This window comes from Micromonospora sp. WMMD1128, from assembly GCF_027497235.1.
Classification (GTDB): domain Bacteria; phylum Actinomycetota; class Actinomycetes; order Mycobacteriales; family Micromonosporaceae; genus Micromonospora.
Genome location: NZ_CP114902.1, coordinates 1,083,450 through 1,104,180, shown reverse-complemented (window position 1 = coordinate 1,104,180; position 20,731 = coordinate 1,083,450). Strand labels below are relative to the sequence as shown.

Annotated in this window: 20 protein-coding genes; 5 read left to right on the top strand and 15 right to left on the bottom strand. The window is 74.2% G+C overall.

Translation table 11 applies throughout. From position 1 onward, the window contains the following. The first annotated feature begins 60 nt into the window (after nt 1-60). Nucleotides 61-279, top strand: a complete 219-nt coding sequence (locus O7602_RS05355; RefSeq protein ID WP_013287999.1) for a DUF397 domain-containing protein — start codon at nt 61-63, stop codon at nt 277-279. A gap of 10 nt (nt 280-289) precedes the next feature. Here O7602_RS05355 and O7602_RS05350 read toward each other — a convergent pair whose 3' ends face one another. Next, nucleotides 290-679, bottom strand: coding sequence for a hypothetical protein (locus O7602_RS05350; RefSeq protein WP_281587104.1), 390 nt, complete (start codon nt 677-679; stop codon nt 290-292). 244 nt (nt 680-923) lie between these two features. On the opposite strand from O7602_RS05350, the gene O7602_RS05345 reads away from it, so the two are divergent. Further along, nucleotides 924-2,171: a cytochrome P450 gene (locus tag O7602_RS05345; protein ID WP_281587103.1), complete on the top strand. Its 1,248-nt coding sequence runs from the start codon at nt 924-926 to the stop codon at nt 2,169-2,171. Nucleotides 2,172-2,270: 99 nt separating this feature from the next. Next, nucleotides 2,271-3,338 carry a glycosyltransferase family 2 protein gene (locus O7602_RS05340; protein ID WP_281587102.1) on the top strand — a complete coding sequence of 356 codons (1,068 nt, stop codon included), beginning with the start codon at nt 2,271-2,273 and terminating at the stop codon, nt 3,336-3,338. Nucleotides 3,339-3,403: 65 nt separating this feature from the next. Here O7602_RS05340 and O7602_RS05335 read toward each other — a convergent pair whose 3' ends face one another. Genes O7602_RS05335 through O7602_RS05325 form a run of 3 tightly spaced genes read right to left on the bottom strand, consistent with a single transcriptional unit; the run spans nt 3,404 to nt 5,326 of the window. Further along, complete coding sequence (locus O7602_RS05335) at nt 3,404-4,042, bottom strand: DUF3618 domain-containing protein (RefSeq protein ID WP_281587101.1); 639 nt, start codon at nt 4,040-4,042, stop codon at nt 3,404-3,406. Continuing rightward, nucleotides 4,039-4,494, bottom strand: coding sequence for a phage holin family protein (locus O7602_RS05330; RefSeq protein WP_281587100.1), 456 nt, complete (start codon nt 4,492-4,494; stop codon nt 4,039-4,041). The genes O7602_RS05335 and O7602_RS05330 overlap by 4 nt, the downstream gene beginning before the upstream one ends. Before the next feature lie 31 nt (nt 4,495-4,525). After that, nucleotides 4,526-5,326 carry a hypothetical protein gene (locus O7602_RS05325; protein ID WP_281587099.1) on the bottom strand — a complete coding sequence of 267 codons (801 nt, stop codon included), beginning with the start codon at nt 5,324-5,326 and terminating at the stop codon, nt 4,526-4,528. A gap of 197 nt (nt 5,327-5,523) precedes the next feature. Between O7602_RS05325 and O7602_RS05320 the strand changes: the two genes are divergently transcribed. After that, a complete protein-coding gene (locus O7602_RS05320; protein WP_281587098.1) occupies nt 5,524-6,000 on the top strand; it encodes a DUF4383 domain-containing protein in 477 nt (158 codons plus the stop codon). Nucleotides 6,001-6,027: 27 nt separating this feature from the next. Here O7602_RS05320 and O7602_RS05315 read toward each other — a convergent pair whose 3' ends face one another. From O7602_RS05315 to O7602_RS05265, 11 genes are all read right to left on the bottom strand, one after another. Beyond that, complete coding sequence (locus O7602_RS05315; RefSeq protein WP_281587097.1) at nt 6,028-6,477, bottom strand: GNAT family N-acetyltransferase; 450 nt, start codon at nt 6,475-6,477, stop codon at nt 6,028-6,030. Nucleotides 6,478-6,547: 70 nt separating this feature from the next. Then, entirely contained in the window at nt 6,548-8,017 is a 1,470-nt protein-coding gene (obgE, locus tag O7602_RS05310) for a GTPase ObgE (RefSeq protein WP_281587096.1), read from the bottom strand. A gap of 90 nt (nt 8,018-8,107) precedes the next feature. Continuing rightward, nucleotides 8,108-8,362: a 50S ribosomal protein L27 gene (gene rpmA / locus O7602_RS05305; RefSeq protein WP_091072397.1), complete on the bottom strand. Its 255-nt coding sequence runs from the start codon at nt 8,360-8,362 to the stop codon at nt 8,108-8,110. An 11-nt stretch (nt 8,363-8,373) separates the two neighbouring features. Then, nucleotides 8,374-8,691, bottom strand: coding sequence for a 50S ribosomal protein L21 (gene rplU / locus O7602_RS05300; RefSeq protein WP_281587095.1), 318 nt, complete (start codon nt 8,689-8,691; stop codon nt 8,374-8,376). A gap of 186 nt (nt 8,692-8,877) precedes the next feature. After that, nucleotides 8,878-9,351: a hypothetical protein gene (locus O7602_RS05295; RefSeq protein WP_281587094.1), complete on the bottom strand. Its 474-nt coding sequence runs from the start codon at nt 9,349-9,351 to the stop codon at nt 8,878-8,880. A gap of 117 nt (nt 9,352-9,468) precedes the next feature. Beyond that, nucleotides 9,469-12,633 (bottom strand): Rne/Rng family ribonuclease, encoded by a 3,165-nt coding sequence (locus O7602_RS05290; protein ID WP_281587093.1) that lies wholly within the window; start codon nt 12,631-12,633, stop codon nt 9,469-9,471. A gap of 130 nt (nt 12,634-12,763) precedes the next feature. Next, nucleotides 12,764-13,459, bottom strand: a complete 696-nt coding sequence (locus O7602_RS05285) for a TIGR03936 family radical SAM-associated protein (protein ID WP_281590126.1) — start codon at nt 13,457-13,459, stop codon at nt 12,764-12,766. Nucleotides 13,460-13,657: 198 nt separating this feature from the next. Then, nucleotides 13,658-14,869: a type VII secretion-associated serine protease mycosin gene (gene mycP, locus O7602_RS05280; RefSeq protein ID WP_281587092.1), complete on the bottom strand. Its 1,212-nt coding sequence runs from the start codon at nt 14,867-14,869 to the stop codon at nt 13,658-13,660. A gap of 10 nt (nt 14,870-14,879) precedes the next feature. Beyond that, on the bottom strand, nt 14,880-16,361 hold the full coding sequence (locus O7602_RS05275; protein ID WP_281587091.1) for a hypothetical protein: 1,482 nt from the start codon (nt 16,359-16,361) through the stop codon (nt 14,880-14,882). A gap of 13 nt (nt 16,362-16,374) precedes the next feature. Then, nucleotides 16,375-16,809, bottom strand: a complete 435-nt coding sequence (locus O7602_RS05270) for a hypothetical protein (protein WP_281587090.1) — start codon at nt 16,807-16,809, stop codon at nt 16,375-16,377. Between the two features lie 167 nt (nt 16,810-16,976). After that, complete coding sequence (locus O7602_RS05265) at nt 16,977-18,959, bottom strand: TIGR03960 family B12-binding radical SAM protein (RefSeq protein WP_281587089.1); 1,983 nt, start codon at nt 18,957-18,959, stop codon at nt 16,977-16,979. A 207-nt stretch (nt 18,960-19,166) separates the two neighbouring features. Here O7602_RS05265 and O7602_RS05260 point away from each other — a divergent pair, with 207 nt between their 5' ends. Beyond that, nucleotides 19,167-20,729: a hypothetical protein gene (locus O7602_RS05260; protein WP_281587088.1), complete on the top strand. Its 1,563-nt coding sequence runs from the start codon at nt 19,167-19,169 to the stop codon at nt 20,727-20,729. Nucleotides 20,730-20,731: the final 2 nt, after the last annotated feature.

The following is a 20,731-nucleotide window of genomic DNA, read 5'->3' as shown; positions in this document are numbered from 1 at the left end:
ATCCTGCCCGATGAGGTCCGCTCGGACCTTCCCGTGACGCGTGGCGATGGAGGAACAACGATGGGTCAGCACCCCAAGGGCGATTTCGACCTTTCTCGGGCGGTCTGGCAGCGGGCGGAGGGCGACACGTCCGAGGGCGCGGTCGAGGTGGCCTTCGTCGACGACCTGATCGGCATGCGCAACTCGGCCGAGCCGGACGGACCCGTCCTGGTCTTCACCCAGGCCGAGTGGGACGCGTTCGTGGCGGGCGCCCAGGACGGCGAGTTCGACCTGGACTGAGCGCCGGAGGTCAGTCACCGTCGCCCCAGCCGAGCCCGCCCGGCCCGGGCGCGTGGTGGAAACCGGGATGGTCGGCCACGTCGGCGCACCGCTCGCCGTCGGGGCCGACCGCGCCGCAGAACAGCCGCTCGGCGCGGTGCCAGGCGTCGGCCGGGGACAACGCCGCCGCGCCGAGTGCCAGCTCCGGACGGAGCAGGCCGAGCGCTTCCGCGTACGACACCGCCAGCTCCCGCGCGACGGTGGCGTCGGCAGCCGCGAAGCCGAGGTGCACGGTGAAGAACCGCGGTGGCCGGACCGCGGCCCGGCGGGGCGCGGCGATCAGCGGCTCCCCGCGACCGCCGCCGCGCAGCCCGGCCACCGCGTCGCGGTGCCGCCGTCGTGTCGCCCGATCGTCACGCATCCGTGCCCTCCCCGTCGTCGGTGGCCCTCGCCGGAGTCGCGCCGGCGGAGCGCCGGACCGGTCACCGCCGATCCGCACACCGAGGAAACCAGCTTTTCCGCGCCCGGGGAGGGGCCAGCGCCCGTCCCGGCTGGCCCCTCCCCCGGCCGGGTGGAGCTGGTGAAATGGAGGATTCGGCCGCGTCGCCCCGGGTAGGCAGCGCACACGTCGCACCGCGCGTCGACCCGGGTCAGGAGCAGCCGAGATGAGCACCATGCCGAGCGACCGGAGCCCGGACAGCACGCTGGCGTTCCGCCGGGAGGGCTACCGCTTCGTCGGCACCCGCTGCGACCGGTTCGGCACCGACATCGTGCAGGCCCGGCTGCTGCTGGAGCCGACGATCTGCCTACGCGGCCGGGAGGCCGCCGAGCTGTTCTACGACGAGGAACGGTTCGTCCGGCGTGGCGCCATGCCGAAGCGCGGGCAGCGCACGCTGACCGGGGTCGGCGGCGTGCAGGGCCTCGACGGGCCGGCGCACCGCGTCCGCAAGGCGATGTTCATGTCGATCATGACACCGGCCGCCGTCCGACGGCTCGGGGACCTCTTCGACGACGAGTGGCAGGCGCGGATATCGGCCTGGGCGGAGCACGGCCCGGTCGTGCTCTACGACGAGGTGGGCCGGATGCTGACCCGGGCGATCTGGGCCTGGGCCGGCGTGCCGTTGGCCGGGACTGACGTGCGCCGCCGGACCGCCGAGATGCACGCCATGATCGAGGGACCGGCCGCGCTGGGCCCGACGCACTGGCGCGGCCTGGTCGCCCGGCGCCGGGCCGAACGGTGGGCCGGCGAGCTGATCGAGGAGGTACGCGCCGGCGCGGTGCCCGCGCCCTCGGGCAGCGCGCTGCGGGTCGTCGCCGGGCACCGGGACGAGTGGGGCCGGCCGCTGCCCCGCCGGATCGCCGCGGTGGAGCTGCTCAACGTGCTCCGCCCCACGGTCGCGGTGGACCGTTACGTGGTCTTCGCCGCGCTGGCGCTGCACGACCACCCGCACTGGCACGACCGGGTACGCGGCGACGACGCCGCGACCGAACAGTTCGTGCAGGAGGTACGCCGCCACTACCCGTTCTTCGCCGTCACCGCGGCCCGGGTGCGCCGCTCGTTCGAGTGGCAGGGGTACGCGTTCCCGCAGGGCCGCCGGGTGCTGCTCGACCTGTACGGCACGAACCACCACCCGCGGCTCTGGCCGGAGCCGGAGCGGTTCCGCCCGGAACGCTTCGCCGGCTGGCGGGACGACCCGTTCGGCTTCGTCCCGCAGGGCGGCGGCGACCACCAGGCGGGCCACCGGTGCGCCGGCGAGTGGATCACGATCGAGTTGATGAAGCGGGCGGTGGCCAACCTGACCGGCGCGATGAGCTACCGGGTGCCGCCGCAGGATCTCGCGCTCGACCTCGGCATGATGCCGACGTTGCCGCCCAGTGGCCTGGTCGTCGACGGGGTGCGGCGGACCGCCTGAGCCGACCGGCCGCGCGCGAGTAGCGGCGCCGGACCGCCGAAACGGTTTCAGCTACCGCATTCCGGGCAAGTCGCGTGACCCGAGCCGACCGGAGGCGACGTGACCCGAGCGACAGTCCCCCAGCTGCGGAACCCCGGCCGGACCGCCGCGGCGTCCGCGCCGGTCCGGCTCCCGATGGCGTACGTCCTGCCGCTGCGCGCCGCCGACGACCGTGACCTCGACGAGCTGACCGGCTACCTGCGCGACCTGCGCCGGTGGGTCGACGTGGTGGTGGTCGACAGCTCGCCGCCGGACCCGTTCGCCAGGCACGCGACCGCCTGGCGGGACCTGGTCCGGCACGTGCCGCCGGACCCGGCGCTGCGGGGACGCAACGGCAAGGTGCTCGGGGTGCTCACCGGCGTCGCGCTGGCCCGCCACGAGCACGTGGTGATCGCCGACGACGACGTCCGGTACGACCTGCCGGCGCTGCGCGCCGTGCACGAGCTGCTCGACCGGGTGGACCTGGTCCGGCCGCAGAACCACTTCGACCCGCTGCCCTGGCACGCCTGGTGGGACACCGGCCGGACGCTGCTGAACCGGGCGCTCGGCGGAGACTGGCCGGGCACACTCGCGGTGCGCCGGAGCACCTTCCTGGCCATGGGCGGCTACGACCCGGACGTGCTCTTCGAGAACCTGGAGCTGCACCGGACCGTCCGCGCGTACGGCGGCAGCACGGCCACCCCGGCGTGGCTGTACGTGCGGCGGCTCCCGCCCACCACCGCGCACTTCCTCGGGCAGCGGGTCCGCCAGGCGTACGACGAGACGGCCCGACCGGGGTGGCTGTTGGCCGCGCTGGCGGTGCTGCCGGCCGCGGCGGTCGCGCTCGCCGCCCGCCGCCCGGGGCTGCTGCTGCGGGCCGGGCTGGTCACGGTCGCGGTGGCGGAACTGGGGCGGCGGCGGGCCGGCGGGGCCCGCGTCTTCCCCGCGCACACCTCGCTCGCCGCCCCGGTGTGGCTGCTGGAGCGCGGGGTGTGCGCGTGGCTGGCGGTGGGCCGGCGGCTGCGCGGCGGGGTGCCCTACGCGGGCCACCGGCTGCGGGTGGCCGCGCACCCCACCCGGACGCTGCGGCGGCGGATGCCCCGACGCCGCCCCGACGAGTTGACCCTCTGGGTGCACGCCGAGAGGTGAGGAGGGGCCCCTTTCTATCGCCAGGGCGATAAAAAGGGGCCCCTCCTCACGCGCGAGCGCAACGGTCAGGAACGCGCCTGCTCGGCGCTGTGCCGGACGTCGTGCGCGGCGCTGCGGCCGTCGTCCCGTACGGCGTGCGCGGCGTCCTGCGCGGTGGACCGCACCGACTCGGCGGCCTGCTGGGCCGGCTCGCGCAGCTCGTCCCGGAGCTCCCCGGCGACCTCGCCGAGCTTCTCCTTCACCACGCCGCCGTGCTCGGTCGCCTTCTCCTTGACCTGCGCGGCGAGTTCCTGCTCGCGACGGGTGGCCGGGATCAGCGAGGAGACCAGCATGCCGACGCCGAAGGCGATCACGCCGGCGGCGATCGGGTTGCCCTCGGACTTCTGCCGCACCACCCGCGGCGCCCGGTGCGCGGCGTCGCTGACCGTGGATGCGGCGGAGTGTGCCCGGTCGCCCACGGTGGAGGCCGCCGAGGAGGCGTGGTCACCCACCGAGTGGGCCGCGTGGCCGGTGCTGTGGCCGAGATCGGAAGCGCTTCCCATCACCTTGTCCTTCACGTTCGTCAGCGCGCTGCGGACGCGCTGCTTGCGGTCGTCGACGATGCGGCCCGGGCTCACCTTGTACGCCAGGGCGTCCACGTCCGAGCTGAGGTTGTTGCGGGTGGCTTCGATCTCCCGGCGGATCTGGTCGGGATCGGTGCTCATCGGGTGACTCCCTCCGGGTGCGGCTTGAGCGCGTCGGGGATGCGCTGCACGCTGTCGTTGGTCTGCTTCAGGCCACGGACCCGCTCGGCGTTCTTCTTCCCCATCGAGTAGAGGACGGCGGCGACCGCGGCCCAGATCACGGCCACGATCAGCGCGGCCAGCCCGGAGTCCATGACGTTGTCGAGGAACTGCCACACCGCGATGGAGACGAAGAGCGCCACCATGTAGCCGCCGAAGCCGGCGCCGCCGAAGAGACCGGCGGCCTTGCCCGCCTTCTTGCCCTCCTGGCGGATCTCGGCCTTGGCCAGCTCCACCTCCTGCCGCATCAGCGTGGAGAGGTCACCGGTGACCTGGCGCATCAGCTCGCCGAGCGAGTTGCCGCGCACCTCGTCGGCCTGATGCTGCGGCGCGCCCGCCGCCTGGTAGCCCGGGTCCTGCGTCGGCACGGTCATGCCGCCGCCTCCCTTCTGCCGGTCCGGCGGTTCACGGGCGGGGAGCGCCGGTCGACGGGACACCCGGCAACGGGTCGGTCCGCTCCGGCGGCGGCAGCGGCTGGCCGGTGCCACCGGCCGGGTCGGCCCAGGTGTTCGGGGCGCCGCCGCCGGGGTAGGTCACGCCCGGCGCCGAGTAGCCCGGGTCCGGCTCGGCGTAGGTGCCCGGGGTCGGGTCGAGGTAGCCGCCCGACGGCACCTGGTCCGGCACCGCACGCGCGGTCGGGATGGGAGCGGTCCGGTCCGGGTCGTAGGCCGGCCGGGTCGCGCCGCTGTCGTTGCCCACGGCGGCGATGTTCCGGGTGAGTCGACCGGCGACCACGCCCAGCAGGGCGGCGCCGACCAGGAACGTGCCGGGGTTACGGCGGGCGTAACCCTTCACCTCGTTGAGCAGGTCGCCCGGCTCACGCTGCTCCAGCCAGCCGGCCACGCCGTGCACCCGCTCGGCCGCCTGGTGGGCCAGCTCGGTGACCGGGCCGGAGCCGCCACCCTGCTGCGCCATGGACCGCATCTCGTCGGCCAGCGAGCGCAGGCCGCTGGCGGCACGCTGCTGCTGCTGACCGGCCTGGGAGGTGACCTGGGTACGGGCCTCGCCGTACAGGTCGCGGGCCTGCCGCTTGGCCTCGCCCACCACCTCGTGGCCCTGCTCCTTGGCGGTCTGGGCGACCGCTCCGCCGGCGCTTGCGGCGTCCGAGCCGACCTGGCGGGCCTGATCGCGCACGCCGCCGCCGTTCGTCGACTCGTACGTGGTGGACTCGTACGTGGCGGACGTGGGTGAAAGATCCTGAGTCATGGTTTCCCTTCCGCTCAAGTGGTGCAGCGGTATGTGTTCGGGGGGCACGCGTATTGCTTTCCGCGTGACAAGTGCCCTACCCCTGGTCTCCGGGTCCATGCCTGATTCGTGATTTCTCTGCGGAAGCGACAGGCGTCGGTCACACAATGGAATGCCGGCCGCACGGACGGCGAGACGCTCCACGGGAGGTGACCGCGATGGCACGCCACGTGCGCGGTCGCACGTCGGCCCGACCGGCCGTGCAGAAGGTCGCCCTGGCGGTGGCCGTCGTGTTCGTGCTGATCGGCGTGCTCGGCTTCGTCCCCGGCATCACCGCGCACTACGGCCGGATGGCATTCGCCGGGCACCACTCCGGGGCGAAACTGTTTGGGCTGTTCCAGGTGTCGGTGCTGCACAACCTGGTGCACCTGCTCTTCGGGCTGGTCGGCCTGGTGGCGGCCCGACGGCTGGCCGGCGCGCGGGTGTTCCTGGCCGGCGGCGGCGCGCTCTACCTGGTGCTGTGGCTGTACGGCTTCGCCGTCGACCGGGAGAGCGCGGCGAACTTCGTGCCGCTCAACGACGCCGACAACTGGCTGCACCTGTTCCTCGGCTTCGGCATGCTGGCCACGGGTCTGCTGCTGAACAACGAGGTGGGCACCGGAAGTCGGCCGGACACCCCGATCGACCGGCCCTGAGCGCGGACGCGCGACCGACCCGCCAGCTCAGGCCGCCACCGGCAGGTGCTTGGCGAAGCAGACGCTGTGCGGGTTGTCGACGTACTCGCCGTACACCGGGACGGGTTGGTAGCCGGCGGAGCGGTAGAGCGCGATCGCGGCCGGGAGGTACACGCCGGTCTCCAGGCACACCGTCCGGTGCCCCTGCCGGAAGGCCAACTCCTCCAGCGCGAGCAGCAACTGCCGGGCGATGCCCCGACCCCGGTACGCCGGCCGGACGTACATCCGCTTCAGCTCGCCGGTGTCGGGGTCGAGCGTCTGGAGCCCACCGCAGCCGACCGCCCGGCCGCCGACCACGGCCGCCAGGTAGCGGATGTCGGTGTGCGTCACGGTGACCTGGCCTTCCAGACCGCCGTCGGCCTCCCGCAGCTCACGTTGCTGGGCGACGACGAGCGTGGCGATCTCCGGATCGGTGCCGGGCCGGGATTCGATCAGCATCCGGTCACGGTAGGTCGACCGGATTTCGCGGAGGTTTCCGGCCAACGTCCCGAACACGGACGGAGCCGAACTATTCGTCGTCCAGGTCGTCCGGGTCGTCCGCCGCGGTCTCCGGCGTTCCCTCGATCTCGTCCTCCGGGCGCCGCCGGCGGGCCTTGCGGGCCTCCAGCCGGTCGGCGGCCGAGGGACGCGTCGACTTGTCCTCCAGCCGCACGTCGGTGCCCCGGTTGCCGGGGACGAAGTCGACGCCGGCGTAGAGCGTCGGCTGCCAGTCGAACTCCCGCTCGCCGATCCGCACCAGGTCGCCGGCCTGCGCGCCGGCCTTCGCCAGCTTCTCCTCGACGCCGAGGCGGGCCAGCCGGTCGGCCAGGAAGCCGACGGCCTCGTCGTTGTCGAAGTTGGTCTGCTTCACCCAGCGCTCCGGCCGGCCGCCGCGCACCGTGTAGGAGCCGTCCGGCTCGGCCTCGACGGTGAAGCCGGCGTCGTCGACCGCCTTCGGGCGGATCACGACCCGGGTCGGCTCGGCCGGCGGGGCGGCGCGGCGGCCCTCGTCGACCAGCTGGGCCATCGCGTACGTCAGCTCGCGCAGGCCCTCCCGGGTGGCGCTGGAGACGTCGAAGACGCGGAAGCCACGGGCCTCCAGGTCGGGGCGGACGATGTCGGCGAGGTCCTTCCCGTCCGGCACGTCGACCTTGTTGAGCGCGACCAGCCGGGGCCGGTCGGCGAGCCCGCCGTACTGGGTGAGCTCCGACTCGATGGCGTCGATGTCGGCGAGCGGGTCCCGGCCGGGCTCCAGCGTCGCGGTGTCGACCACGTGCACCAGCACGGCGCACCGCTCGACGTGGCGGAGGAACTCCAGGCCCAGGCCCTTGCCGGTGGCCGCGCCCGGGATCAGGCCGGGCACGTCGGCGACGGTGAAGGTGTGGTTGTCCACCCGGACCACGCCCAGGTTGGGCACCAACGTGGTGAACGGGTAGTCGGCGATCTTCGGCTTGGCCGCGGAGATCACCGAGATCAGCGAGGACTTCCCGGCGGACGGGAAGCCGACCAGGCCGACGTCGGCGACGCTCTTGAGCTCCAGCACCACGTCGAGCTTGTCGCCGGGCTCACCCAGCTCCGCGAAGCCCGGGGCCTTGCGGCGGGCGTTCGCCAGCGAGGCGTTGCCCCGCCCGCCCCGACCGCCGCGGGCCGCCTCGAAGGTGGTGCCGACGCCCACCAGGTCGGCCAGCACCTCGCCGTCGAGGCTCTGCACCACGGTGCCGTTCGGCACCTTGATCACCAGGTCGCGGCCGTTGGCGCCGTCCCGGTTCGAGCCGGCGCCGCCCTTGCCGTTGTCGGCCTTCAGGTGCGGCCGGAAGTGGAAGTCGAGCAGCGTGGTGACCTGCGGGTCGACCACCAGCGACACGCTGCCGCCGTGGCCCCCGTTGCCACCGTCCGGGCCACCGAAGGGCTTGAACTTCTCCCGGTGGATCGAGACACAGCCGTGCCCGCCGTCGCCGGCCTGCATGTGCAGGACGACCCGGTCAACGAACGTCGTCACGACGCCAATCCTTCCAGCGGGGTTCCGCCCCGCGCGGGGAAAGGCGAAGCGGGCCGGGACCCGAGGTCCGCGGCCCGCTTCGCCTTCGAACTACTGCTGCGGAACGATGCTGACGGTCTTGCGACCGCGCTTGGTGCCGAACTGGACCGAGCCGGCGGACAGCGCGAACAGCGTGTCGTCGCCGCCACGGCCGACCAGGTCACCGGGGTGGAACTTGGTGCCACGCTGACGGATGAGGATCTCACCCGCGCTGACGACCTGACCACCGAAGCGCTTCACGCCGAGCCGCTGGGCCGCGGAGTCGCGACCGTTACGCGAGCTGGACGCACCCTTTTTGTGAGCCATTGTCCGACGACCTACTTCCCGCTGTTGGAGATGCCGGTCACCTTGATCTGGGTCAGCGGCTGCCGGTGACCCTGACGCTTGTGGTAGCCGGTCTTGTTCTTGAACTTGTGGATCCGGATCTTCGGGCCCTTGGTGTGCGCGGCGATCTCGCCGGACACCGCGACCTCGGCGAGCTTCGCCGCGTCGGTCACCAGGTCGTCACCGTCGACGAGGAGCACCGCGGTGAGCTTCACCGCGTCGCCGGGAGCACCGGCGAGCTTCTCGACCTCGATCACGTCGCCCTCGGCGACCTTGTACTGCTTGCCGCCGGTCTTGACGATCGCGTACATCGGAGGCGCACTCCCTGTCGTTGAGGCTGCTGGCGTCTTTCCGACCGTCACCGGCCGGTCGTTCCCACGGCGTCTCGCCGGGAGCCGTGACACCGGCGGCGCGGGCGCGCGGGAACTAGGCACACCAAAGTGCGCCGCAGGCAAGAGTACGCCATACCCGGCCCGCCCCCCAAACCGGGCCGCCGGTCAGGCCGGGCAGAGCTCGTCGAGACGCTGCTGGAGCCGATCGAACTCCGTCTCGTCGATCGACCGCACGTCGGTGCCGAGCCCGCCCACCTCGGTGGCCAGGTCCGCCAGGAGCGTCCGCAGCGGCGGGTCGCTGGCCTTCCCGGCCTGCTCCCGCAGCACGTCCCGCCAGCCCGCCAGCGCGGCCTCCGCGTCCCGTTCGGCGGCCTTCGCGGTGCTCCTGTCCCCGGTGCCGCCGGCCCGCACCATCTCCGCCAGCTTGAACACGTACGTCTGCACGGCGGCGGAGCCGGCCTGCTTCGCCCGGGCGCAGACGCCCGCGTCCCCGGTGGCGGTCGGAGCCGGCGCGGGCGACGTGGCGGCCGGGGCCGGCGAGGCGAAGCCCACCGCGAACGGGTCGTCGTTCCGGTCGGCGCAGCCCGCACCGGCCAGCAGCAGTCCGGTCAGCACGCTGACCGCGAGCACCCGACGCATGTCTCCTCCCTCCGGGGCGCGCCGACCCGACCGGGGGTCGACGGGAACGGCAGGGCCCCTGCCCGGCACTCTGTTGCCGGAGCCGGGGCCCTGTCAAACGCCACGCAGGTCAGCGGCTCACGGCCGGGTACGCCGCCGGGCGCCGCCACGCCGGGACCGCCGCCGCGGGGTGCCCTCGTCGTCGCTCTCGCCGTCGATCGCGTCCGGGTCGTCGGCGGCGGCCAGCCGGGCCGAGTCGCCCTCCTGGCTGTCCGCCACCGCCGGCGCGGCCGGTGTGTCGGTCTCGAACCGGGACAGGTCGTAGCCCTGGGTGTCGTAGTAGTCGTCCGGGGACTCGACCACCTCGGCGACGGTCCGCTCCGGCTCGGCGACGGCCGGTGGCTCCGGCGCGGCCTCCACGGCGGGCTTCTCCGCGGCGGCCTTGCGGCCCCGGCGTCGGCCCTTCTCCTCGACCGGCGCGACCGCCGAGGCGACCGCCTTGACCTTCTCCCCCGCACCGCCGGCACGCGGCTTCTCCGGCACCGGCTCCGGGTGGATGATCACACCCCGGCCCTTGCAGCACTCGCAGGTCTCGCTGAACGCCTCCAGCAGGCCCGCGCCGATCCGCTTGCGGGTCATCTGCACCAGGCCGAGCGAGGTGATCTCGGTGACCTGGTGCTTGGTGCGGTCCCGGCCGAGGCACTCGGTGAGCCGGCGCAGCACCAGCTCCCGGTTCGACTCCAGCACCATGTCGATGAAGTCGATCACCACGATGCCGCCGAGGTCGCGCAGCCGGAGCTGACGGACGATCTCCTCGGCCGCCTCCAGGTTGTTGCGGGTGACCGTCTCCTCCAGGTTGCCGCCGGAGCCGGTGTACTTGCCGGTGTTCACGTCGACGACTGTCATCGCCTCGGTCCGGTCGATCACCAGCGAGCCGCCGGAGGGGAGGAAGACCTTGCGGTCCAGCCCCTTGAGGATCTGCTCGTCGATCCGGTACTCGGCGAACACGTCGGCGACGCCGGCGTGCCGGCGCAGCCGCGCCACCAGGTCCGGCGAGACGTGCGACAGGTACGACTCGACCACGTCGTACGCCGACTCGCCCTCGATGACCAGCTCGCGGAAGTCCTCGTTGAAGAGGTCCCGGACCACCCGGATGACCAGGTCCGGCTCCTCGTAGAGCAGCACCGGCGCGCCACCGGAGGCCGCCTTGGCCTGGATCTCCTCCCACTGCGCCTGGAGCCGCTTGACGTCCCGGGCCAGCTCGTCCTCGCTGGCGCCCTCGGCCGCGGTCCGGACGATCACGCCCGCGCCGTCCGGCACCAGCTTCTTGAGGATGTCCCGCAGCCGCTTGCGCTCGGTGTCGGGCAGCTTGCGGCTGATCCCGGAGGCGTTGCCGTTGGGCACGTAGACCAGGTGCCGGCCGGAGAGCGCGACGTGGCTGGTCAGCCGCGCGCCCTTGTGCCCGATCGGGTCCTTGGTGACCTGCACCAGCACCGGGTCGCCGGACCGCAGCGCCTGCTCGATCGAACGGGCCCGGCCCTCCAGCCCGGTGGAGTCCCAGTTGACCTCGCCGGCGTAGAGCACGGCGTTGCGCCCGCGCCCGATGTCGACGAAGGCCGCCTCCATGCTGGGCAGGACGTTCTGCACCTTGCCCAGGTAGACGTTGCCGGCCATGGTGCCGGAGGAGTTGCGGGTCACGTAGTGCTCGACGAGCACGCCGTCCTCGAGCACCGCGATCTGAGTGCGGTCGCCACGCTGGCGGACCACCATCGTCCGGTCGACCGCCTCGCGGCGGGCCAGGAACTCCGACTCGCTCAGGATCGGCGGCCGGGTCCGCCGCTGCTCGCGACCGTCCCGGCGGCGCTGCCGCTTGGCCTCCAGCCGGGTCGACCCGGAGACGCCCTGCACCTCGTCGACCGCCTTGCGCGGCTCCCGGATCTTGACGACGGTGGGCACACCGTCCTCGGTGGCGCTGTCCGCCTCCCCCGCGCCCCGGCGGCGACGACGGCGACGACGACGGGTCATCCCCTCGCCCTCGGCGTCCTCGTCGGTCTCCTCGGCCCCGGCTTCGGCGGTCTCCGCCGTACCGGACTCCTCGTCCTCGGCCTCGTCGGCGCCGCCCTTGCCGCGCCCACGGCCGCGACGGCCGCGACGACGCCGGCGCCGGCCCTCGGCCGTGTCGTCGTCGTCCTCGGCCTCGACGGCCTCCTCGGCCTCGGCGGCGGCCGGCTCCTCCGCGGCGGGCTCGGCCTCGACCTCGGCCTCCACCGGCTCGGCCTCCCGCCGGCCACGGCGGCGACGCCGGCCGGTCTCGACCGGCTCCGCCACGGGCTCCTCGGCGGCCGGGTAGCTGACCTGGACGGCGGGGGCCTCCTCGGGCTGCGGAGGCATGAACAGGACGGTCGGCGCGGACAGCGCGGCCCGCCGCCGGCGGCCAGCGGTCGGGCGTTCCTCGGCCGGCTCCTCCGCGGCGCCCGGCACCGCGGCGCCCGTCGACACCGCGCCGGTGTCGTCGGCCGGCCCGCCGGCCCGCGCCAGCTCGGTCTCGTCGGTGCGGCGCGGCGTGGTCCCGGCCGCGCCACGCCCCCGGCGGGTACGCCGCACGGCGCCCTCGGCCGGGGTGGGCTCGGCCGGAGCGGGCTGCTCGGCGACGGCGCTCTCGGCCGGGGTCGGCTCGGCCACGGCGTCCGCGCCGTCCGCGTCCTCGTCGGCGTCGAGCGGCGCACGGCCCTCGGCGATCTCGCCCGCCCCACCGGGGACCGAGACCGGCCCGTCGATCACGGCATCGACCTGCGGTTCGGCCGCTGCGGGCGGCGCCACCGCCGGCTCGGCGGCCTCGGCGGGGGCCTCGGTCGGCGACTCGGCGACCAAGGCCGGCTCAGCGGCGGGCGGGGTGGCCTTGCGGCGGCGCGTCCGGGTCACCTTGACCGGCGGCACCACCTCGTCCGAGGTGGCCTCCACCCCGGCGGCGGCCACCGGCTCCTCGACCGCCTTCGCCGGGGTCGCCTTGCGGCGCCGTCGGGTGGTCTTCGGCGCGGCCTCCAACTCACCGGCCACCGGCGCGAACACCTCGGCCTGCGGTGACTCGCCGCTGCCGCTGGCCGCGGCGGACGCCTCGACCGGCGCGTCGGTCTGCTCCGGCTGGTTGAGCGGCGCCGCCTTACGGCGACTGGCCCGCTTGCGGGCCGGTGGCTTCGCCTCGGCGGCGGCGCTGTCGGCAGCGCCACCGGCGCCGCTGGTGTTGTCGGTGACGGCCGGCTCCGCGCCGGTCCGCTCGCCGCCCTCGGGCTCGTTCTCGAGCATGGACGTTCTCCAGTTCTGGCTGCCCCGGGCGCGGGTGAGCGCTGCCACGCAGGGTCGCCGCAAAGGTGTTTCCGCCGGGCGCGCGGAAGCGCGACCGCCGAAGTCTGCCTGCCAGAGCGCTGACCGACGGTCAGTGCTCTCCGATGGCTGCCCCGTCGCGATCCGCGTCCAACGGATCGACGATCTCGCCCTGCGCGGTCAGCGTGCCCTGCGCCAGCCGGATCACCTTCGGAGTGACCGGCGGCTCCAGGTCGGCCACCACGCGGAGGCCGGAAAGGACGTCATCGGGTCGTACGGACGGGGTGACCTGCCGCACGACCAGTTCGAGTATCGCACACGGTACGGCCGGCGCTCCGGAAGGCGTCTCACCCGAGGGCAGCGCATCGATGGTTATCACCGCACTGCGGGCGTCGAAGACGCGCCGGCCCTGCTTGGTCATCCGCTCGACCTGGATCTCCTCGGCGGCGGTGAAGGCGGCCACCGCCGCACGGAGCACGTCCGGGTCGATCTCGGGCAGCTCGATGCGCCAGCGGGACGCCTCGATCCGGTCGGCCAGACTGCCGCCGGTGGCCTGGACCGCGTCGAGCACGTCCAGCCCGGGCGAGAGCGCGGCGTCCAGCGCGGCGCGGAGACGCTCCGGGTCGACCGGCTCACGCAGGCCGATCTCCAGGTACTCGGCCTCGCTCGCGACACCGGTCGGCGCCGCCGAGGCGTACGAGATCTTGGGGTGCGGGGTGAAGCCCTGGGAGAAGGCGATCGGCACGCCGGCCCGGCGCAGCGCGCGCTCGAACGCCCGGGCGAAGTCCCGGTGCGAGGTGAAGCGCAGCGGTCCACGCTTGGCGTACCGGATGCGGACCCGCTGGACGACGGGCGCCTGCCCGCCCTCGGGTTGAGGCTTTCTGGCGATCGTGAACTCCTCGGCTGTGCCTGCGTGTCCGCCCCATCCTGGCGCAGCCGCCGCCGCACCCCGCGACCGGGGCCGCGGGCACGCCGGCGGCCCGGCACCGGCCCGCACCGCGGGCCGTCAGGGGGCGTTCATCCGGTCGAGCACGTCGTCCGGGATCTGCCCGGCCCGGGCCACCTCACGCCGGTGCCGACGGCGGTTCCAGATCAGGAACACCACGAGCGCCACCAGCACCACGAGCGCCACGGCGATCCCGATGCCGACCACCATGACCTGCTGGTCGGTCGGGCCGCCCCGGTCGCCGTACCTGGTCACGTCGAAGTCGTCGTCCTCGGCGGCGGCGGCCGGCGGCGGGCTCGCGGCGGGCGAGGTCGGGCCGAGCAGCGGGTTCGCCGAGACCGACGGCACGTCGGCGGTGAGCGCCGCCACCGGGTCGATCCGGCCGAACCCGAACCGCGGGTCGCGGCCGGGCGGGCCGGCCTCCCGGGCGGTACGGATGATCCGGTTGATCACGTCGGGCGCGGAGAGCTTCGGGTACTTCGACCGGATCAGCGCCGCGACGCCGGCCACGATGGCGCTGGAGTCGGAGGTGCCGTCACCCCAGCCGTAACCCTGCTCCGGGCCGATGTTGTAGACCTCGTCTCCCGGCGCGGCGATCACCGCCTCCGGACCGTGGGCCGAGCCGGACCAGAAGCCACCACCCCGGACCGTGCCGGTCACCGCGATCACCCCGGGGTACCGGGCCGGCGCGCTGACGTCCGGGCCGGACTGCCGGGCGTTGCCCACCGCGGAGACGACGACCACGTCGTGCTCCAGCGCGTACCGGACCGCGGCCTGCTCCTCGTCGTCGGAGAGCCCGGCGTGACCGTAGGACAGGTTGAGCACCGTGGCGCCACCGTCGACCGCCATCCGGATCCCGGTCGCGGACGGCCCGGGGGCGCCCACCTCGGCCGGCGGCACGCGGATGGGCAGGATGCGGGCGTCCGGGGCGACGCCCACCACCCCGGTGCCGTTGGCCGCGATGATCCCGGCCATGTGGGTGCCGTGACCCTTCGGGTCGCGCCGGCCGTCGCCGTCGCCGGAGGTGCTGCCACCGGCGAGAAGCCGGCCTCGCAGGTCCGGGTGACCGGCGTCGACGCCGGTGTCCACCACGCCGACCACGACACCCCGACCGGTGGAGATCTGGTGCGCCCGGTCGATCCGCAACTCGTCCAGGTACCACTGCTCGGACCGGCGCGGCGCGGCGATCGCCGGTTGGGCGGCCCCCAGCAGCATCAGACCGGCCAGCAAGCCGGCCCCCACCGGCCGGAGCGCGCCGATGTCAACCCTCATCGGTCCGCCCTCATCGCAGGATGCCCGGGGACCCACCGTCACCGGCACCCCACGGATCGTCATCCTCAGTCAACCACGACGAGTGCTCGCCCCCGCCGCCGCCGTGCCCGGCGCCACCGTGGCCGCCCATCATCCCGCCGCCCACCATCCCGGCGCCGGCCGGGCCGCCACGCGGGCCGCCCGCGCCCGCGCCGGTGGCACCGCGCAACGCGTTGGCCGCGCTGGTCAGCGGCGGGACCTTGCCGTTACCGCCGCCCACCATGCCGGGCAGCGCGCCCACGCCCATCCCGCCGGCCGCGCCGAGGCCGCCGCCACCGATGCCACCGGCGGAGCCGAGACCGGCGCCGGCGCCACCGAAGCCGCCACCGCCACCGCCACCGCCGACCGTGCTCAACCCGCCACCGCCACCGAAGCCGCTGCCCGGACCGCCGGCCGTGATCGAGCCCGGGCCGCCCGCGCCGGCCAGGCCGGTGCCGTAGTCGTGGTCACCGGCGCCCGGGTAGCCGCCGGAGCCGGGCAGGCCGCCGGTGACCGGCGGGACGTACGAGCCGGTGCCGCCGGAGCCGCCGCCGACGTCGGCGCCACCGATGGTCGGCGGGGGCGTGAACGAGCCGCCGCCACCACCGCCACCACCGCCGATCCCGGTGCTGCCGAGCGAGGGCATCTTGCCGCCGCCACCGCCGCCACCACCACCGCCACCGCCACCGGGCAGACCGGTGTCGGGTACGCCGGACGGCGGAACCCGGGTGTCCGGGCGGTAGCCGTCGTCGTACGCACCCTGGGGCTCGGGAACGGTCAGCTTGGGGCGCTCGGTCTGCACCGCGGTGGGCAACGGCGACATCGCCCTGTTGGCCGCCTCCTGGTTGTCCCGGTACCAGTTGTCCAGATGCGACTTGGTGTCCCACCAGCCGCCGCGCTTGTGGTCCTCGGCGTTGCCGTCGACCTTCATGGTGGCTTCCAGGTCGTCGGCCTTGTCGCGGAACGCCCCGTCGGCGTAGAGCGCCGGGTTGCCCCCGTAGTCCTGGCGCAGGGAGGCGAGGAAGCCGGACTGGCTCTCGCCGTCGCGGGCGTCGTCCAGCTCGGTGCCGCCGGGCAGGCTCCACTCGTTCCACCCGAAGTCGTCCATCAGCGGGATCGGGATGCTCGCGACCGCCGTGCGGATGTCGCCCTCGATCCGCGTCAACGCGCCACTGACCCCGCTGGCATGCGTGATCAGCTCCTCGATGTCCTTGCCGATGCCGCTCAGGTGCTCGCGGTAGGCGTCACCGCCGCTGCCCTTCCACCCGGCCAGCAGCCCGGGCAGGCCGCCGCTGTGCGGACGTTCCTGGCCGGGCGCGATCGGGCCGACGAACGAACGCCCGACAAGCGAGTCCCGCAGGTAGCCGAGCGCCGTGGACAGGTTGCTCCAACCCGCTCCCACCGACCCGACGGTCTCCGGGTCCGCCGACAGCGTCACCTCGCGCACGGCGCGCTCCCAGGTGCCTCCAGCCATGACCGTCTCCCCCTCAGGCCGTGTACGGGTACGTGGGCTGCTGCCCGGCCTCCGGCGGCGGCGCCGCGGACTCCAGCAGGCGCTCGATCTGCTTGCCGTTGGCGGCGTTGCGGGCCTCCGCGTCGCGGAACGCCTTCGCGATGTCCTCGGTGCCCTTCTTCAGACCGGCCAGCTTGGTGGAGATGGCCTTGAGGTGGGCCTCCATGTTGGCCGTGGACCTGGTCAACGCCGCCCACTGCATCCGGGCGTCCTCGTACCCGCCGAACGGGGTGCCGTTCGGCACCGTCTGCGCGCTGCCGTCGCCCTTCATCCGCTCCTTGATGCGTTCCATCTCGTAACCGATGGTGTCGTCGACGTACTGCTTGAGGCGCTCGACGTAGTCGGCCGCGGCGTCCAGGTCCTCGACGCTGACATGCAGGTCGCCGGTGTCCGGTGGCGTGATGCCCATGCTGCTGTCCTCCCCGCTACCGGCCCGGGGCCGGTCCAATACGGACGCAGCGTATCGAGGAACCACCACTGCGGGCAGCCCCGCCCCGGCGGGCGGGCGACCCGCCCGAAACGCGACGGAGCGCGGACGCCCCTCGGGGCGTCCGCGCTCCGGCAGACGTGGCGCGCTCAGCCCGCGGCGGCGGGCTGCCGCAGACCACCGACCGGCGTCAGCGGCAGCAGCTTCCGGCCGGTCGGGCCGATCTGGATCTCGGTGTCCATGGACGGGCAGACGCCGCAGTCGAAGCAGGGCGTCCAGCGGCAGTCGTCCTGCTCGTACTCCGACAGCGAGTCCTGCCAGTCCTGCCAGAGCCAGTCCTTGTCCAGGCCGGAGTCGAGGTGGTCCCAGGGCAGGACCTCCAGCTCCGTACGCTCGCGGGTGGTGTACCAGTCGAGGTCGACGCCGAACGCCGGCAGCACCTCGGCCGCGGCGTCCACCCAGCGCCGGTAGGAGAAGTGCTCGCTCCAGCCGTCGAACCGGCCGCCGTTCTCCCAGACCCGGCGGATCACCGCACCGACCCGGCGGTCGCCCCGGGACAGCAGGCCCTCGATCAGCGACGGCTCGCCGTCGTGGTAGCGGAAACCGATCGCCCGACCCAGCGAACGGTCGCTGTTGATCGCCTGCTTGAGCAGCTTGAGCCGACCGTCGATGACCTCCGGCGTCGACATCGACGCCCACTGGAACGGGGTGTGCGGCTTCGGCACGAAGCCACCGATGGAGACCGTGCAGCGGATGTCCTTCGAACCGGTCGCCGCGCGCCCGGCCCGGATCACCTCGTGCGCCATGTCGGCGATCTCGAGCACGTCCTCGTCGGTCTCCGTCGGCAGGCCGCACATGAAGTAGAGCTTCACCTGCCGCCAGCCGTTGGTGTACGCGGTGACCACGGTGCGGATCAGGTCGTCCTTCGACACCATCTTGTTGATGACCTTGCGGATCCGCTCCGACCCGCCCTCCGGGGCGAAGGTCAGGCCGGTCCGCCGCCCGTTGCGGGACAACTCCTGCGCGAGGTCGATGTTGAACGCGTCCACCCGGGTCGACGGCAGCGAGAGCGAGACGTTCGTGCCCTCGTACTGCTCGGCCAGGCCGGAGCACATGTCGCCGATCTCGGAGTGGTCCGCCGACGACAGCGACAGCAGGCCCACCTCGTGGAAACCGGAGAACTCCAGCCCCTGCTGCACCATCTGGCCGACCGTGGTGATCGAACGCTCGCGCACCGGGCGGGTGATCATGCCGGCCTGGCAGAACCGGCAACCCCGGGTGCAGCCCCGGAAGATCTCCACCGCGTACCGCTCGTGGACCGTCTCGGCGAGCGGGACCAGGGGCTTCTTCGGGTACGGCCAGGCGTCCAGGTCCATCGTCGTGCGCTTGTGCACCCGGAACGGCACGTCCGGGCGGTTCGGCACGACCCGCTGGATCCGCCCGTCGGGCAGGTAGTCGACGTCGTAGAAACGCGGCACGTAGACGCTCTCGGTGCGGGCCAGCCGCAGCAGCAGCTCGTCCCGGCCGCCGGGCGCGCCCTCGGCCTTCCACTCCCGGACGATCGCGGTGATCTCCAGCACCGCCTCCTCGCCGTCGCCGAGCACCGCGGCGTCGATGAAGTCGGCGATCGGCTCCGGGTTGAACGCGGCGTGCCCGCCGGCCACGATCACCGGGTCGGCGTCGGTGCGGTCGGCGGCGAGCAGCGGGATGCCGGCCAGGTCGATCGCGGCGAGCAGGTTGGTGTAGCCCAGCTCGGTGGAGAACGAGACACCGAACACGTCGAAGTCACGCACCGGGCGGTGCGCGTCGACGGTGAACTGCGGCACGCCGTGGGCGCGCATCAGCCCCTCCAGGTCCGGCCAGACCGCGTAGGTGCGCTCGGCGAGCACGTCGGGCAGCTCGTTGAGCACCTCGTAGAGGATCTGCACACCCTGGTTGGGCAGGCCCACCTCGTACGCGTCCGGATACATCAGCGCCCAGCGGACGGTCGCCGCGTCCCAGTCCTTGACCACCGCGCCCAGCTCGCCACCCACGTACTGGATGGGTTTGGTCACCTGCGGCAGCAACGGCTCCAGGCGGGGCCACACCGAGTTGGCGGCCGGCGGACGTGGGGTCGTGGACAGGGCACTCATGATGCCCAAGCGTACGCGGTGCCCCCGCCCTCCACCCCGCCCACGCCCACGGCCGCGACCGCGTCCGCCGCGTTGATCACGGAGTTGCGCGCTGTCCGACGCTCCGAACTCCTGATCGCCCGAGCAGGAGGCCGGGGCGGGGCGGAATTCGTGCTGGGTGGCGGGGCGGTACTAACCTCGCAACGGGCGCGAGAGGAGATTGCCGCGATGCCGCAGCCGCAGCCGGGGGCGGGCCGGCCGGCCGACGGGGCTGAGGAGCCGACCGTCACCGAGCCGCCGACCGCCGTACCGACACCGGCCGACGCCGAGGACGCCACCGCGCCGTCGGCACCCGACGCGCTGCCAGCGACCGACGCGCCGCCGGCAGCCGACGGGCCGTCGACGACGGACGCGCCGCCAGCGACCGCCGCGCCGTCGGCACCCGACGCGCCGCCGACGACGGAGGGCGCGCCGACCGCGACGAAGGACGCCGACGAGCCCGGGCAGCCAGCGACGGCGGAGACGGCTGCGGCGACGACCGGCGCTGCGACGACCGACGGCCCCGGAACCGAGCCGGCCGGCCGGGCGGGTCGTGCCCGTGGCTCCGCGAGCGTGCCCGCCCCCGTCGCACCGGCTCCGCCCGTCGTCGACCCCACCCGCGTCGAGGACGCGCCACCGCCCACCCGGGTCGAGGACGGCCCATCGCCCACCCGCGTGGAACCGCAGGTACCCAGGTGGAGCGGCTCCGCCCCGGTCCCGCCCCCGCCGGCACGCCGCCGCGGCTGGGGCGAGTCCGCCGAGCCCACGCCGGTGCCGCCGATCGACTCGCCCGAGCACGCCACCCCGGTCGACCCGTGGGCCGGGGTGGACACCACCGGGTGGAACCTTCCCTCCGCCGAGCTGCCGGAGCTGCCGGCGACGACGCCGTACACCATGCCCTGGCCGGTGCCGGCCCCACCGGCGCCGCATCCGGCCCACCCGGTGTCGCCGCCCGCGCACACCCCGCCGTACCCGGGTCCGCCGGCAGCACCGCCCGCGCGCCACCCGCCGTACCCGGGTCTGCCGGCCGCCCGGCCGGTGTCACCGCCGGCGCACACCCCGCCGCCGGGCCCGGTCGTCCCGTCCCGGCCGCCCCAGCCGGCCCGGCCGCCGAAGCAGCGCCGGGGGAAGACCGCGCCGCCGGCCGCGCCGCCGCCCGGGTGGCAGGCCCCCAAGGGGTACGTGCCGGTGCCGGTACGCCGACGACGCCGCTGGCCCTGGGTGCTGCTGCTCACCGTGGCGTGCTGCTGCGGCGTCCCGCTCTGGTGGGTCCAGCCGCTGTCCAGCCAGTATCCGGCCAGCGCCAGCCTCCCCGACCAGCTCGACTCGATGCGGCTGCGTCAGGACGAACGCAGCCAGGCCGACGCCGAGAAGCTGAAGGGCCAGGTACGCCAGGCGCACCTGCTCGCCGAGGACACGTTCGCCGGCATCTACGCCACGAACGACGGCAAGCGGGTGACCCTCTTCGGCAGCACCGGCCTGCGGTTCAGCCCGGAGTCCGACGCCGAGGCCGAGCTGAAGCGCCTGGCCGGCGACTACGAGCTGCAACCCTCGGTGACCGTGGACACCGGTGTCCGGGGCCGTTACGAGCGCTGCGCGGTCGGCCGGGCGGACGGGGACACGGTGGTGGTGTGCACCTCGGTGGACCACGGCAGCCTGACCACAGGTGTGTTCACCCGGCTGTCCGTGGATGACAGCGGCCGGCTGCTGAACGACCTGCGCCAGCAGGTGGTGGTCCCGAAGCAGTCCTGACC